The sequence below is a fragment of the Methanobrevibacter sp. genome (assembly GCF_051877095.1).
Lineage (GTDB): Archaea > Methanobacteriota > Methanobacteria > Methanobacteriales > Methanobacteriaceae > Methanocatella.
Genome location: NZ_JBJEIO010000013.1, coordinates 12,147 through 24,740, shown reverse-complemented (window position 1 = coordinate 24,740; position 12,594 = coordinate 12,147). Strand labels below are relative to the sequence as shown.

Below are 12,594 nucleotides of genomic sequence, written 5' to 3'. Positions count from 1 at the left end.
ATGACTTTAAAGAATTATTGTAAAAAATGTGGTCAAAGGATTCTTCCAAATAATTCGTATTGTCCTAGGTGTGGATGTAAAACAGGATATGCACAAACGGAAGATGTTTATGTTTTCACACCTCCAATACATAATATTGGATTTTTTAATTTTTCAATTGATTTTTCTCCATATATCATGAGTAATCGGGACGATTTTGAATATGATATATGTCAATGTGGATATATAAATGATGTGGAAAATAAATTCTGCAATATGTGTGGGGAGAAAAGGTCCCATAGTAAATTAGCTAGACTTTTAAAAAATAAATCTAAACCAAAATTTAATTTAGATAATATTTTATGTGAATGTGGTGCAGTTAATTCTAAAGAAAGTTCCTTTTGTGAGATGTGTGGAAAACAATTGCATGAAAATAATATCTATAAAGAAAACAACAATTATAATAATTTTGATTTAGAGTTTAGGGATTCTGTTTTTTGTTTTTGCGGTGAAGAAAATGATGTAAATTCCCAATTTTGTAGAAATTGCGGATTGCCGTTGGTAAGTTATGGTAATTTACCTAATTTGTCATTATTATGTGTTTGTTCTACTTTAAATGATATTAATTCATCTTTTTGTATTGAATGTGGAGCAGATTTAAAAAAGGAAAAATCAGTTATTGTTTGTGTTTGTGGACATAAAAATCCTATTTCTGCTAAATTTTGCCAAAATTGTGAAAGACCATTAAATTCTAAGAGATTAATTAGGTCAAGAATTGTCTGTTCTTGTGGGGAAATTCTTGATTGGAATGCAAAATTTTGTTCTAATTGCGGTAGAAACATTAGATAGAATAATTGTAAAAAATTCTATTAATGATGTAATAACAAATGTGGAATGGGTTTTAGGTAGGTTGTGATTATTTTGAGAGTTTGTGATGTTTGTGGGACTTTAAATTTTAGAGAAAATAATTACTGTATTCATTGTGGTAATAAATTTGTTTTAGAGCATATTTGTCCTTTTTGTGGTTCTGTTAATGAGGATTATGTAGATTTTTGTGTTAAGTGTAATAAACAAATTAATCCAATTTCTATCGATGATTTTGATATTTTATTTAGTGAATTTAATGAAAATTTATTATTAAATGCCAAAATCACTGATGAGGAGTATAATAATTTACTAAATAATATTTTCTTAAGAGCAAATTATATAGAAATTCAGGGTAATACAATAAAAGATAAAATTTTAAACTTAGCTAGTATATTTACTCAATGTAAACCTAAAGCAAGAGGATATGAAAGAGGATTTCTATTTTTAGGTGATAATATTTTTTATGATGATAGATTAGATGATTCTGTTCAAATTGCAACTATTATTCATGAATTAGCTCATTATTTATTATTTAATATTATTGAATCATTATTATGTGATATTTTTAATGTAGAAACATCAAAAACATTGAAAAGCTTCATATGGTATTTTTTAATGATTCCTGAATTCAAAATTGTGAATGAATACTGCGCACATACTGTTGAAGGTAGATTTATCCCATATGGGTATCAAAATTATGGATCTTTTAATTTATTGGTGAAAAATGCTCCATTTGATGAAGATTCTATAAATACTATGATAATGTTTGGTAATTCATTTGCAAATGAAATAATTGTGTATTTAGAAGAATATATATGTGATGATTTAAGACAAGAAATAAAGATACAATATAAATTAGATTCAGGAAGCAAAAGTTATGATTCAATATTGTTGGAAACAGATGATTGTTTTAGTTTAAATGATAAAAATAGGATGCTAATTAAAATTTTGTATGATATTTTTAAAGAAGCTTCAAATATTAGTGTTAGGGAAGAATTAGAAAGTATAATGGATGGTTTGATTTAAATTATTTTTCTTCTTTTTTTTCTTTTACTTTAATAGTGTTTAACACATCTTTTCCAGTTTCTGTTAGTCTATATAATCTTCCTTTACGAGCTTCTTCATTTATACATTCAACAATTTCTTTACTTTTCAATTCACTTAAAACCTTTGATATATGATTGGTTCTAATTCCACTATCTTTTGCAATGTTAGTTGGTATTTTAACATCATCACCAATGGATTTAAGTGTTTTCTCTCGGTATTTGGAAATTTGAACATATGAAGTTAATTTTAAAAGTTTATCATTTTCATTTTCCATGTTTCAATATTATGTTATTTATATTATTAAATATTTTATGACATATTACACACTAATTAAATTATTATATATTCTCCAATTAATTTATTAATAAGAAGTGTTAAAAATTATATCAAACGATAATTGAGTAATTGATTTATATGAAATGCAAAAACTGTGGTGCTGAAAATAAAAAAAATGCTAAATTTTGTATAAAATGTGGAAGTCCACTTAATGTAAGTAATAATAGTGGAAATAACTCCAAGTATGTAATTGTATTATTAATTATTGTCATTATAACTCTTGCAGGTATTCTCGGATTTTTTGTATTAAATAGTTCTGATAATCATGATAGTGATATTCCACAAAATAATAATTCCAATGAAGTCAATTTAGGGAATAGTCAAGATTCTAGTAGTAATGATAAGACTCAAGAAATTTCTTCCAAAACAACTGAATCCAAGTCTTGGCAGCTAATTGGTAGTTATTCTGGATCAGGTTCTGGTTCTAAAGTAGTTACTGTGCCTGAAGGAAACATAAAAGTTGAACTTTCTGCATATCCTATTAAAAATTATGCAACTAATTATTTGGCAGTTTCTGGATCTAATGGTGAGTCTGGTGGAGTAGATTGGGGTTCTCGTAGTTCTGTTGAAACTAGGTCTGATTCATTTACTTACACTTCAAGTAGTTCTGAAACATTTACCATTGATTATTATGAAACTGTAAGTTGGGAAGTTTATTTCTATAGATATCAATAAAGAAATGATTTTATATCATTTTTTCACTCTTTTTTTTTAAAAAATTATTTAATTGATAAAATTATAAATATTTAATATGTTTTTTGATTTAAATATTAAAGGAAGTAATTTAGAAAATAATATTAAATTAGCTAAAGAAGCTTCTTTTTATGGTTGGAATCATATTAATTTTTCATATAATGTGGATAACTTTCCAGATGCATTAGATTTTAAAGAGGATTTAAATAATTCATTGGAAGATGTTATAAACTTTGATTATACTTTAGAAATTAAATCATCAAACATCAATGAGATTAGAAAGTCTGTTAATAAATTTAGGAATAAATCTTCATGTATTTCTGTTGTTGGTGGTGATTTAAAAGTCAATAGATCTACATTAGAGAATATAAAAATTGATATCTTGTCAAGACCATATTTTAGAAGGTATGATTGTGGTCTAAATCATGTACTTGCAAAGGAAGCTGTAAAAAATAATGTAGCTATTGAATTATGTTTTAAAGATGTATTAAAAAGCTATTTGTCTCATAGGTCAAAAGTTATTTCTAATTTTAAGGATATTTATGTATTATATAGGAAATTTGAATTTCCTTTGATCTTATCTTCAAGAGCAGAATCTATATTTGATATTAGAACTACTCATGATTTCATTGCTTTTTTTAAGCAAACTGGTTTAACAGATGTAGAGATTAATAAATCATTTAAAACAGCAGATAATATTTTAAAATATAATCAAAGTAGGGAAGATTTAATTTTAAAAGGTGTTAGGAGAGTTAGTGATGAAGCTTAAAGTATTGCCACCTACACTTAGAAAAAATAATAGATATCTTACGGTTGATATTAAAGTTAAGTCTAAGATTACTAAAGATGAATTAGTTACAATAATTTGGGATGCTTGTACTCGTTTTCAAGGAGAACTTAATACTGCTGATTTTAACTTATGGGTTATGAGATTCTTTGAAATTGAAAAAAATGATGGTTATTATAGGTATAAATCAATTATTAGGTGTCAAAGAGATCATGTTGAACAAGTAAGATCATCTTTTGCTTTAGTTAATAAGTATAATGGTGATAGAATTGCAATTACTACTATTGGATTATCTGGCACTATAAAAGCATCTGAAAAATACATTTAGTTACTTTTTGTTATTTTAAAATAGAAAACTATATAAATAATTTATTAATATAAATATCAAATGGATTTATGGAAAAAAGAATAAAAATATTTTAATTGTCTATAAAATTAGAAATTAAAATGGAAATTTGCCTTTTCATGGAGATTTGGTTTTATTTTTTTATGTAGTTGAACTTAAAATTTATAAAATATTTATTAAAATGTGAGGTATAAAAATGCAACCTTTACAAAATGCTGGATATGATAGAGCTATTACTGTATTTAGCCCAGATGGAAGACTTTTTCAAGTAGAATATGCAAGAGAAGCTGTTAAAAGAGGAACTACATCTATAGGTGTAAAAAGTTCTGAAGGTATTGTTTTAGCTGTTGATAAGAGAACTACTTCTAAGTTAGTTGAAGCATCATCTATTGAAAAGATATTTAAAATTGATGAACATATTGGAGCAGCTACTTCAGGTCTTGTTGCTGATGCAAGAGCTTTAGTTGAAAGAGCAAGAGTTGAAGCACAAATGAACAAAATAACTTATAGTGAACCTATTCATGTAACTAGTTTATCTAAAAAACTATGTGACATGTTACAATTATACACTCAAAACGGTGGAGTAAGACCATTTGGTTCTGCTTTAATCATTGGTGGAGTATATGATGGTAAATGTAAATTATTCGAAACTGATCCAAGTGGAGCACTAATTGAATACAAAGCTACAGCTATTGGTTCAGGTAGATCTGCAGCTATGGAAATTTTCGAAGAAAAATACGAAGATGACTTAACATTAGATGATGCTATTGAATTAGCATTGACTGCTATTAATGAAGCTACTGAACATGATACTACATCTAATAATGTGGAAATAGCTGTTATTAAAGTTGATGATGATAAATACGTTAAACTTTCTCAAGATGAAGTGCAAAAATACATTGATGAGATAATTGTTGAAGAAGAGGAAGAAAGCGTGGAAGAATCTGATGATTCCGAAGAAGAAAATGAAGAATAATTATTTTTTCTTAATTAATTAGTTAGGGGATACTTTAATGGTAAATATTGATGAAGCTATTATCGCTAAATATGAATATTGTGGTGAACACTTTGAGATATTAGTTGACCCTGATTTAGCAGCTGATTTTAGAAATCCTGATGGCCAAGATGTTGCCATTGAAGACCTTTTAGCTGTTGAAGAAGTTTTCAAAGACTCCAAAAAAGGAGATAAGGCTTCTGACGAAGCTATGAATAAAATATTTGAAACTACTGATCCTATCGAAGTTTCTAAGATTATACTCGAAAAAGGAACTGTACAATTAACTGCTGAGCAAAAAAGGAAAATGCAAGAAGATAAAAGAAAATTAGTTATTAATAAAATAGCTAAGGAGGCAGTTAATCCTCAAAATGGTTTACCTCATCCAGTTCAAAGAATTGAAAATGCATGTGAGGAGGCTAGAGTTAAATTTGATCCTTTCACTTCTGTTGACCAGCAAGTACAAATAGCTCTGAAAGCTATAAAACCACTTATTCCAATTAGATTTGAAAAAGTTAAAGTTGCTGTTAGGTTGCCTGGTGCTTCTGCTGGAAGTGCTTATTCTGTTATTCATGGATTTGGTGAAATTATTAATGAAGAATGGCAACAAGATGGCTCATGGATTGGTATTATTGAAATGCCTGGTGGTCTTCAAGATAAGTTTTCTGCAAAAATGGCTGAAATTTCTAGTGGAGATGCAGAAACTAAAACTATTAAATAATTTATGTTTATGGGATTATTATGATATATGTGGAGAATAAAGATTTAGTTATTCCTGGTCAGATATTGTCTGATGATGAATACTATTCTGGAAGAGGTACCTTTAAAGAGAATGGTAAAGTTTGCTCTTCTTTGATGGGACTTGTTTCTTTGAGGAATAAAAAAATTAGAGTTATTCCTCTTAAAAGCAAATATGTTCCTAAAAAAGGGGATGTTGTAATTGGTAAAATTAGTGATGTTAGATTCTCAATGTGGAATGTTGACATTAATTCACCTTATTCTGGAATTTTACCTGCTTTTGAAGTGTTTGGTCGTGAAAAAAAAGAACTCAATAAAGTTTATGATATTGGGGATGTTCTATTTTTAAGAGTTGTCGATGTTGATGAAATCAAAAAGGCAAAACTTGGTTTAAAAGGAAGAGGAATGGGTAAATTCAAAGGAGGAATTATAGTAGATATTGCTCCAACCAAAGTTCCTAGATTAATTGGTAAAAAAGGTTCTATGATCAACATGATTAAAGATAAAACCAATTGTAAAATTGTTGTTGGTCAAAATGGTCTTGTCTGGGTAAAAGGTGACAAAGACATGGAACAACTTACTAAGAATATAATTAATTTAATTGAAGCTGAAGCTCACACTTCTGGTTTAACCAATAAAATTAAAAACAAATTATATTTAGCTATTGATGGGGAATTACCTCCTGAAGAGATAGAAGTTGAAGAAGAACAAGAATTTGTTTTGGAAAAACCTAAACTCCAAGATTTTAAAGAAGAAATAGAACGCGAAGAACGTGAAGCAGAAGAAAAAAAAGAAAAAAGTGATAAACCTAATATTGCTGAGGTTATCGAGGAATTAAAAAGAAAGAATAAAAGTAAAAAGGATAGTGGGTTGTCCTATGATGATAAATCAAAAAATTACTTTATATTAAATGATAAATAATTCTTCGCAGATTAAGAGGTTGATATGATGTCAGAGTTTATTAGAAAGGACGGTAGGAAATATAACGAATTACGTCCTATTAAAATTGAAGCAGGTGTACTTGAACGTGCAGATGGTTCAGCTTACTTGGAATTTGGTGGAAATAAAATCCTAGTAGCTGTTTATGGTCCTAGAGAATCATATATTAGAAGATTACTTAAACCAAATACTGGTGTAATTAGATGTAGATATAATATGGCTCCATTCTCAGTAGATGACAGAAAAAGACCAGGACCAGATAGAAGATCATCTGAAATTTCTAAAATCACAGCTGATGCATTAAGACCAGCTTTAATGTTAGAAAATTATCCTCGCTCAATGATTGATATTTATATAGAAGTAATAGAAGCTGAAGGTGGAACTCGTTGTGCTGGAATTACAGCTGCTTCTGTTGCTCTTGTTGATGCAGGAATTCCTATGAAAGATATTGTTGTAGGATGTGCTGCTGGTAAAGTTGATGATGAAGTAGTACTTGATTTATCTGAGTATGAAGATAAAGAAGGCCAAGCTGATGTCCCAATTGCTATAATGCCAAGAACTGGGGAAATTACTTTATTACAAAGTGATGGTGACTTAACTGAAGAAGAATTCCAAAAAGCTATTGATTTAGCTATGGAAGGTTGTCTTAAAGTTAGTGAACTTCAAAAAGAAGCTTTAATGAAAAAGTATTCTACTGAATAGTGAGGGGATAATATGGATATAGTACCAGAAATTACAAGACAAAGTATTGCTAATCTTATCAAAAATGATAAAAGAGAAGATGGTAGGGATTTAACTGAGTATAGGGATATTACTATTGAAACTGATGTTATCTCTAAGGCTGAAGGTTCTGCTCGTGTAAAACTTGGTAAAACTCAAGTTATTGTTGGTATTAAACCACAAATTGGAGCTCCATTTCCAGATACTCCGGATTTAGGAGTTTTAATGACTAATTGTGAAATGTTGCCAATGGCAGATCCTAGTTTTGAACCAGGTCCACCTAGTGAAGATTCCATTGAACTTGCACGTGTAGTTGACAGAGGTATTCGTGAAAGTCAATTAATTGACTTAGATAAGTTATGTATTGAAGAAGGAAAAAATGTTTGGATGTTATTTGTAGATTTACATATTATTGATAATTGTGGAAATCTCTTTGATGCATGTGAATTAGCAGTTATGGCTGCTTTGAAATCTACTAAATTACCTGTTGCAAGTATTGTTGATGATGAAGTGATTCTTAGTGAAGATGAAACTTTTGATTTACCAATTAATAATGAATTAGCATTATGTACTTTTGTTAAAATTGCTGATAAAATGGTAATTGATCCAACTTTAGATGAAGAAAGAGTTGCAAGTGCTCGTTTAAATGTTGGTGTTACTAAAGATGGCCATATATGTTCAATGCAAAAAGGCGGTGAAGAACCGTTATCTAAAGATGAAATTTTCTATTGTGTAAATATTGCAATAGGAAAAGTTAAAGAATTAGTTGAAAATCTTTAAATGTCTTCTGGACGATTAAGATTTTTAAATTCTTTTTTTTCTATTTTTTCATTATCAATTAAAATAAATTTTGTATCTATTTTTTCTATTAATCCTTTAATGTGTAATGTGTCTTCATTTACTAATTTTTCAATTTCAGGAATAATATCTTTTTTATAGATGGAATGAAGAGGTTCTGATGTTTTTAATTTATCATCTTTGTCATGATAAGGAACAATAGCTTGATAATTTTCATCTATTTGTGAGAAAATAGTTTTAATATATTCTACTGAAACATATGGACTATCACATGGTAATACTAAAGCGTAATTGCTTGTTATTTCTATAAGTCCAGTCATGATTCCTGGTAGAGGGCCTTTATTTTTAATTTTATCCTCTAAAAATGTGATGGAGTAAGTGTAGTCGTTTGGGTTGATAAATTTATTATATTTGTTAATCCTTGCTTGATCATTTAAAACAATTATTGCTTCGTTAATGTGATTATTTAAAGTAGAAAGTATGTGTTTTATCATAGGTTTATTTTGAATAATCATAGAACCTTTGTCTTGACCCATTCTTCTACTTTGCCCTCCACATAAAATGATGCAAGATTTAATATTTTCATTGTTTTTAATTGAATTACTCATATTAAATCCCTCATAGTTTATTCTGTTACATATACACTTGCATCTTCATCAAATGGATTAGTACGTATTAGTAATGCAATCATATATGGGTGGTGTTTGTTAAGGTATTTTAAATAATAAACCCATTCATGTACTAAAATATTGTATACTCTATTCATATCTATATTCAAATGATTAAAATCAGCATCATTTACTAAAGACAAGTCTTTTCTGTGTTCTAATTCTTCATCCAAGTGAAGAATAGCAGTGATTAAGTTAGTAAATTCTTCTTTTTCAAGTAAATTGGGATTGTTTATTAAATTAATAATAAATTCTCTTTTATTAACAAGCAATTCTCTTAAATTTTCTAAAAATTCTTCTCTATTTTCAGGTGCAACATCTGCTAAGAAATCAACTGGTGAATCTTTAAGTTCTTTGAGTTTATTGTTATAATCTTCGTCATCCCAATCTTTAATAGATTTTAAGTTAGTAGTATTTGCTTTATATTTGTTTGCAATACTTAATTGAGTTATTAAATCATTACCTAATTCAGAAAAGAAAGTACTCATGAGCATATCTAATTTTTCAAGCATAGCTTCTTTTTCTTTTTTTTCTATTATGCCTTCAAGTAAGAATGCTACAATAAGAATGTCTAAAGGAATAAATCCTAAATGAGTCCAGACATATGAAATAATATGTTCTCCATCTCCTAGTACAAGGTAATTTGATCCATAAATAATGATTATTAAAATAACCATTATAAGTGAAAATTTAATCTTCCATTTGTTATGTTCTTCCATTTTACAATCTCCATATATTTTTTTATCTTTTACTAGCAGTAATAATTGCTATTGGGTTTTCACTAATCATTAAAACACCACGGTCAAGGACTCTTCCATTAGAAACATTAATTTCCATTATTTTTGGATTATATCCTAAATCTTTGAGTTTATTGATTGCTTCAATTTTTGTATCAATTAAAATAGATGTGATAATGATTCTACCTTTTGAATTTAAGTTTTCATGAATAATATTTAAGATATCTTCAAGTTGTCTGCCACTGCCCCCAACAATAGCAATATCAATATCCTTAATATTTTTCAATGCTTTTGAGCCATCATCATTAATTAATGTAACATTATATCCAAGACCAAATTTTTTAAGGTTTTTTGAAGTTATTTCAATTGCTTCAGGATTTGTATCAATAGATATTACTTCACCAGCCCTTTGTGAAAATTCACAAGTAATCCCACCAGTTCCACATCCACAATCAACGACTTTATCATTGGAGGTTACTCCAGATTTATATAAAATAATAGCTCTAATAGCTTCTTTTGTAGGTCCTGGCACATCGCAGGATTTAATGAAATCATTATCATTTAACATTTATTTCCACCTTTTAAATAAATTATTTTCAATTTTTAGTGAGTCTAAAATTTTCCCAACAATAAAATCAATTTGATCTTCAATTGTTTTTGGGTTTGAGTAAAATCCAGGCATTGCAGGTAAAATTGTAGCTCCTTCCTGTGATAATGTTAACATGTTTTGTAGATGAATGCTTCTAAGTGGGGTTTCACGTGGGACAATAATAGTTGGTCTTTTTTCTTTTAGACTAACATCTGCTACTCTTGTTATTGTGTTTGCTCCATATCCATTAGCTATTGATGATAATGTTTTCATTGTACATGGGACTATAACTAGACCATCAGTTTTAAATGATCCACTATTTATTGAAGCGGTTAAATCATGGAAATCATAGTAGTTATCTGCTATGTTTATTACATCTTCAACTGTATAATCAGTTTCTGATTCAATAACAACTTTACTTAAATCACTCATTACTAGTGCACTTTCAATATCTAATTTTTTAAGAGCTTCAAGAAGTCGTATTCCATATATTACTCCACTTGCTCCTGTAATTCCAACAATTATCATATTTTCTCCTTTATATTAATTTGATTTGGTCATAATGAATCCCATAGTATTTTTCTCTATCAATTTCAGGTAGTTCTAAATAGTTTTCTAATTTGAATTTTTCGAACTTGGATTTTTCACTACTGTCTACATAAAGGCTTATATCTGGTATATTGAATCTAGCTTTACTTAATGCAGAAATAATATTTGATATTTTTGTTAAAGGGTATAATTTTCCATCTACATTAACTTGTGTTTTCATTTCATCAAATCGAGGATATTCAGCAATATTTATAAATACATAATCTTTATCAAGATTATAATCTTCAGCGATTTCTTCTTCAGCTTTTTCCAATATTTTTGATTCAATCTTATACATTTTTTCAGGGAATTTAAAATTATCTAATCTTATGGTTTTTACTCTTTTCATTATATTCCTTGTATCCAATCTATTCATGATATCATTTGCAAATTTATTGTCACAGTGCCTAAATATGCTAATTATATCAGTGTCATCATATTTGTGAATGTCATTTTCATTGATTATTTTTTCATCAATAATTCTTTTTAATGCTCTTCTAAACATTGAATTGACAATTCTGGTAGTATGGTGTTGATAAACACTAGGATACATAAAATATCTAGAAACAAGAGCTCCTTCTGCTGCTTGAACTCCTTTAATATCTAATATTAATCCATTTTCCAGTTTTAAGTTTGATATGATTCTTTCATAGTCTATAATACCATATGCTACGCCAGTATTATGAGAATCTCTTAAAAGATAATCCATCCTATCAACATCTAGTTCGCTTGAAACGATTGGGCCAAGATGTCCTTTTCCATTAACAATATCTACGATTTCATTAACATCAAATTTTTCTTCCAGTAAATCTCTCATGGATGTCTTAGTGATAACGAATTTAGTTAATTCTTCATGAGGAACAGATAAAACTCCTTCGGATACATGTGAAAATGGGCCGTGACCAATATCATGTAATAGTGCTGAAGCTCTGATTAATTCTATTTCATCTTTTTCCAACTCAAGCTCTTCTGCAAGTTTTGAACCTAAATTCATTGTCCCAATTGAATGTTCAAATCGAGTATGGGTTGCGCCAGGATAAATTAAACTGATTAAACCTAATTGTTTGATTCTCCTTAGACGTTGAAATTGTGGCATATCCATAATTTTTACTTCAAATTCGTTTAGGGTAATATCGCCATAGACACTATCTCTGATAAATTTTTTCTTTTCGTTCATTTTATCAGTCCTCTTAATCTTCGTAGGTTTCAATCCATTCTTTATTTGTATTATTCAAATTTGTTATATTATATGTAGTATTATCTGTAGTATTATTTGCAGTAGTGTTTGTAATGTTTTTTGTTTCAATTTTTGGAATTATAGTTGGAACTTTGTTAATGTAGTTTGGTTCAAATGAATCATTTTTAATAGGGATTAATTTGTATGAATCATGTGAATCATTTATTGTTAGACTAGCAAAAGCAGAACTAATACTGAATGCAAGGAGTGCAATAATTAAAAATACTATTAATTTTGCTTTAACTGAATCTTTCATAATAACACATTCATTTATTTTATTTATATTAGTATTATCTTTTTAAGGGGATTATATTTAATATTTTCTTAAACTATTGATTTTTAAACTTATGATTCACTTAATTTAAATGAGAATATATTATTTTTTATTGATTGTACTTTTTTTAGCATTTTACTCAATTCATGCTTGGGAAATATTTATATATGATGAAGTTCAATATTGCTATGTCGGAATAATACTTCCGACATATTACTTCCGATATTCAGGATGGATGAGAATATTGGATAATTTTT

General features: G+C 28.1%; 17 protein-coding genes. 10 read left to right on the top strand and 7 right to left on the bottom strand.

Annotated elements, in window-relative coordinates; translation table 11 throughout:
• Together ACI389_RS07705 and ACI389_RS07700 are read left to right on the top strand one after the other, a co-directional pair.
• Nucleotides 1-828, top strand: coding sequence for a double zinc ribbon domain-containing protein (locus tag ACI389_RS07705; RefSeq protein ID WP_439780951.1), 828 nt, complete (start codon nt 1-3; stop codon nt 826-828).
• A 72-nt stretch (nt 829-900) separates the two neighbouring features.
• Nucleotides 901-1,872 carry a zinc ribbon domain-containing protein gene (locus ACI389_RS07700; protein ID WP_439780950.1) on the top strand — a complete coding sequence of 324 codons (972 nt, stop codon included), beginning with the start codon at nt 901-903 and terminating at the stop codon, nt 1,870-1,872.
• Nucleotide 1,873: 1 nt separating this feature from the next.
• On the opposite strand, the gene ACI389_RS07695 is transcribed toward ACI389_RS07700, so the two are convergent.
• Nucleotides 1,874-2,167 carry a transcriptional regulator gene (locus ACI389_RS07695; RefSeq protein ID WP_439780949.1) on the bottom strand — a complete coding sequence of 98 codons (294 nt, stop codon included), beginning with the start codon at nt 2,165-2,167 and terminating at the stop codon, nt 1,874-1,876.
• A 140-nt stretch (nt 2,168-2,307) separates the two neighbouring features.
• On the opposite strand from ACI389_RS07695, the gene ACI389_RS07690 reads away from it, so the two are divergent.
• The 8 genes from ACI389_RS07690 (at nt 2,308) to rrp42 (ending at nt 8,226) form a co-directional block, all read left to right on the top strand.
• Nucleotides 2,308-2,904, top strand: coding sequence for a zinc ribbon domain-containing protein (locus tag ACI389_RS07690; RefSeq protein WP_439780948.1), 597 nt, complete (start codon nt 2,308-2,310; stop codon nt 2,902-2,904).
• Nucleotides 2,905-2,980: 76 nt separating this feature from the next.
• A complete protein-coding gene (gene rnp3, locus ACI389_RS07685) occupies nt 2,981-3,691 on the top strand; it encodes a ribonuclease P protein component 3 (RefSeq protein WP_439780947.1) in 711 nt (236 codons plus the stop codon).
• Nucleotides 3,681-4,037, top strand: coding sequence for an Rpp14/Pop5 family protein (locus tag ACI389_RS07680; protein ID WP_439780946.1), 357 nt, complete (start codon nt 3,681-3,683; stop codon nt 4,035-4,037). The genes rnp3 and ACI389_RS07680 overlap by 11 nt, the downstream gene beginning before the upstream one ends.
• 214 nt (nt 4,038-4,251) lie before the next feature.
• Nucleotides 4,252-5,031: an archaeal proteasome endopeptidase complex subunit alpha gene (psmA, locus tag ACI389_RS07675; RefSeq protein ID WP_439780945.1), complete on the top strand. Its 780-nt coding sequence runs from the start codon at nt 4,252-4,254 to the stop codon at nt 5,029-5,031.
• A gap of 37 nt (nt 5,032-5,068) precedes the next feature.
• A complete protein-coding gene (locus tag ACI389_RS07670) occupies nt 5,069-5,770 on the top strand; it encodes a ribosome assembly factor SBDS (protein ID WP_439780944.1) in 702 nt (233 codons plus the stop codon).
• 20 nt (nt 5,771-5,790) lie between these two features.
• Nucleotides 5,791-6,708 (top strand): exosome complex RNA-binding protein Rrp4, encoded by a 918-nt coding sequence (gene rrp4 / locus ACI389_RS07665; RefSeq protein WP_439780943.1) that lies wholly within the window; start codon nt 5,791-5,793, stop codon nt 6,706-6,708.
• Between the two features lie 24 nt (nt 6,709-6,732).
• Complete coding sequence (gene rrp41, locus ACI389_RS07660) at nt 6,733-7,428, top strand: exosome complex exonuclease Rrp41 (protein ID WP_432645232.1); 696 nt, start codon at nt 6,733-6,735, stop codon at nt 7,426-7,428.
• Between the two features lie 12 nt (nt 7,429-7,440).
• The gene (gene rrp42 / locus ACI389_RS07655; protein WP_439780942.1) at nt 7,441-8,226 is read left to right on the top strand and encodes an exosome complex protein Rrp42; all 786 of its coding nucleotides are present in this window, start codon (nt 7,441-7,443) and stop codon (nt 8,224-8,226) included.
• Here rrp42 and ACI389_RS07650 read toward each other — a convergent pair.
• The 6 genes from ACI389_RS07650 to ACI389_RS07625 are packed head-to-tail and all read right to left on the bottom strand — an operon-like array spanning nt 8,223 to nt 12,319.
• A complete protein-coding gene (locus ACI389_RS07650; protein WP_439780941.1) occupies nt 8,223-8,852 on the bottom strand; it encodes a molybdenum cofactor guanylyltransferase in 630 nt (209 codons plus the stop codon). The genes rrp42 and ACI389_RS07650 overlap by 4 nt on opposite strands.
• A gap of 17 nt (nt 8,853-8,869) precedes the next feature.
• Nucleotides 8,870-9,631, bottom strand: a complete 762-nt coding sequence (locus tag ACI389_RS07645; RefSeq protein WP_439780940.1) for a hypothetical protein — start codon at nt 9,629-9,631, stop codon at nt 8,870-8,872.
• Between the two features lie 22 nt (nt 9,632-9,653).
• Nucleotides 9,654-10,217, bottom strand: coding sequence for a precorrin-6Y C5,15-methyltransferase (decarboxylating) subunit CbiT (gene cbiT, locus ACI389_RS07640; protein WP_439780939.1), 564 nt, complete (start codon nt 10,215-10,217; stop codon nt 9,654-9,656).
• Nucleotides 10,218-10,766: a UbiX family flavin prenyltransferase gene (locus ACI389_RS07635; RefSeq protein WP_439780938.1), complete on the bottom strand. Its 549-nt coding sequence runs from the start codon at nt 10,764-10,766 to the stop codon at nt 10,218-10,220. It lies immediately after the preceding gene.
• Nucleotides 10,767-10,776: 10 nt separating this feature from the next.
• Nucleotides 10,777-12,003: an HD domain-containing protein gene (locus tag ACI389_RS07630; protein ID WP_439780937.1), complete on the bottom strand. Its 1,227-nt coding sequence runs from the start codon at nt 12,001-12,003 to the stop codon at nt 10,777-10,779.
• Between the two features lie 13 nt (nt 12,004-12,016).
• Nucleotides 12,017-12,319 carry a hypothetical protein gene (locus ACI389_RS07625; protein ID WP_439780936.1) on the bottom strand — a complete coding sequence of 101 codons (303 nt, stop codon included), beginning with the start codon at nt 12,317-12,319 and terminating at the stop codon, nt 12,017-12,019.
• Between the last annotated feature and the right edge of the window lie 275 nt (nt 12,320-12,594).

Excerpts from the sequence above, each read along its gene's own strand:
- ACI389_RS07705 (WP_439780951.1), top strand. The coding sequence starts at position 1 with ATGACTTTAAAGAATTATTGTAAAAAATGTGGTCAAAGGATTCTTCCA.
- ACI389_RS07695 (WP_439780949.1), bottom strand. The coding sequence starts at position 2,167 with ATGGAAAATGAAAATGATAAACTTTTAAAATTAACTTCATATGTTCAA.
- ACI389_RS07690 (WP_439780948.1), top strand. The coding sequence starts at position 2,308 with ATGAAATGCAAAAACTGTGGTGCTGAAAATAAAAAAAATGCTAAATTT.
- rnp3 (WP_439780947.1), top strand. The coding sequence starts at position 2,981 with ATGTTTTTTGATTTAAATATTAAAGGAAGTAATTTAGAAAATAATATT.
- ACI389_RS07680 (WP_439780946.1), top strand. The coding sequence starts at position 3,681 with ATGAAGCTTAAAGTATTGCCACCTACACTTAGAAAAAATAATAGATAT.
- psmA (WP_439780945.1), top strand. The coding sequence starts at position 4,252 with ATGCAACCTTTACAAAATGCTGGATATGATAGAGCTATTACTGTATTT.
- ACI389_RS07670 (WP_439780944.1), top strand. The coding sequence starts at position 5,069 with ATGGTAAATATTGATGAAGCTATTATCGCTAAATATGAATATTGTGGT.
- rrp4 (WP_439780943.1), top strand. The coding sequence starts at position 5,791 with ATGATATATGTGGAGAATAAAGATTTAGTTATTCCTGGTCAGATATTG.
- rrp41 (WP_432645232.1), top strand. The coding sequence starts at position 6,733 with ATGATGTCAGAGTTTATTAGAAAGGACGGTAGGAAATATAACGAATTA.
- rrp42 (WP_439780942.1), top strand. The coding sequence starts at position 7,441 with ATGGATATAGTACCAGAAATTACAAGACAAAGTATTGCTAATCTTATC.
- ACI389_RS07650 (WP_439780941.1), bottom strand. The coding sequence starts at position 8,852 with ATGAGTAATTCAATTAAAAACAATGAAAATATTAAATCTTGCATCATT.
- ACI389_RS07645 (WP_439780940.1), bottom strand. The coding sequence starts at position 9,631 with ATGGAAGAACATAACAAATGGAAGATTAAATTTTCACTTATAATGGTT.
- cbiT (WP_439780939.1), bottom strand. The coding sequence starts at position 10,217 with ATGTTAAATGATAATGATTTCATTAAATCCTGCGATGTGCCAGGACCT.
- ACI389_RS07635 (WP_439780938.1), bottom strand. The coding sequence starts at position 10,766 with ATGATAATTGTTGGAATTACAGGAGCAAGTGGAGTAATATATGGAATA.
- ACI389_RS07630 (WP_439780937.1), bottom strand. The coding sequence starts at position 12,003 with ATGAACGAAAAGAAAAAATTTATCAGAGATAGTGTCTATGGCGATATT.
- ACI389_RS07625 (WP_439780936.1), bottom strand. The coding sequence starts at position 12,319 with ATGAAAGATTCAGTTAAAGCAAAATTAATAGTATTTTTAATTATTGCA.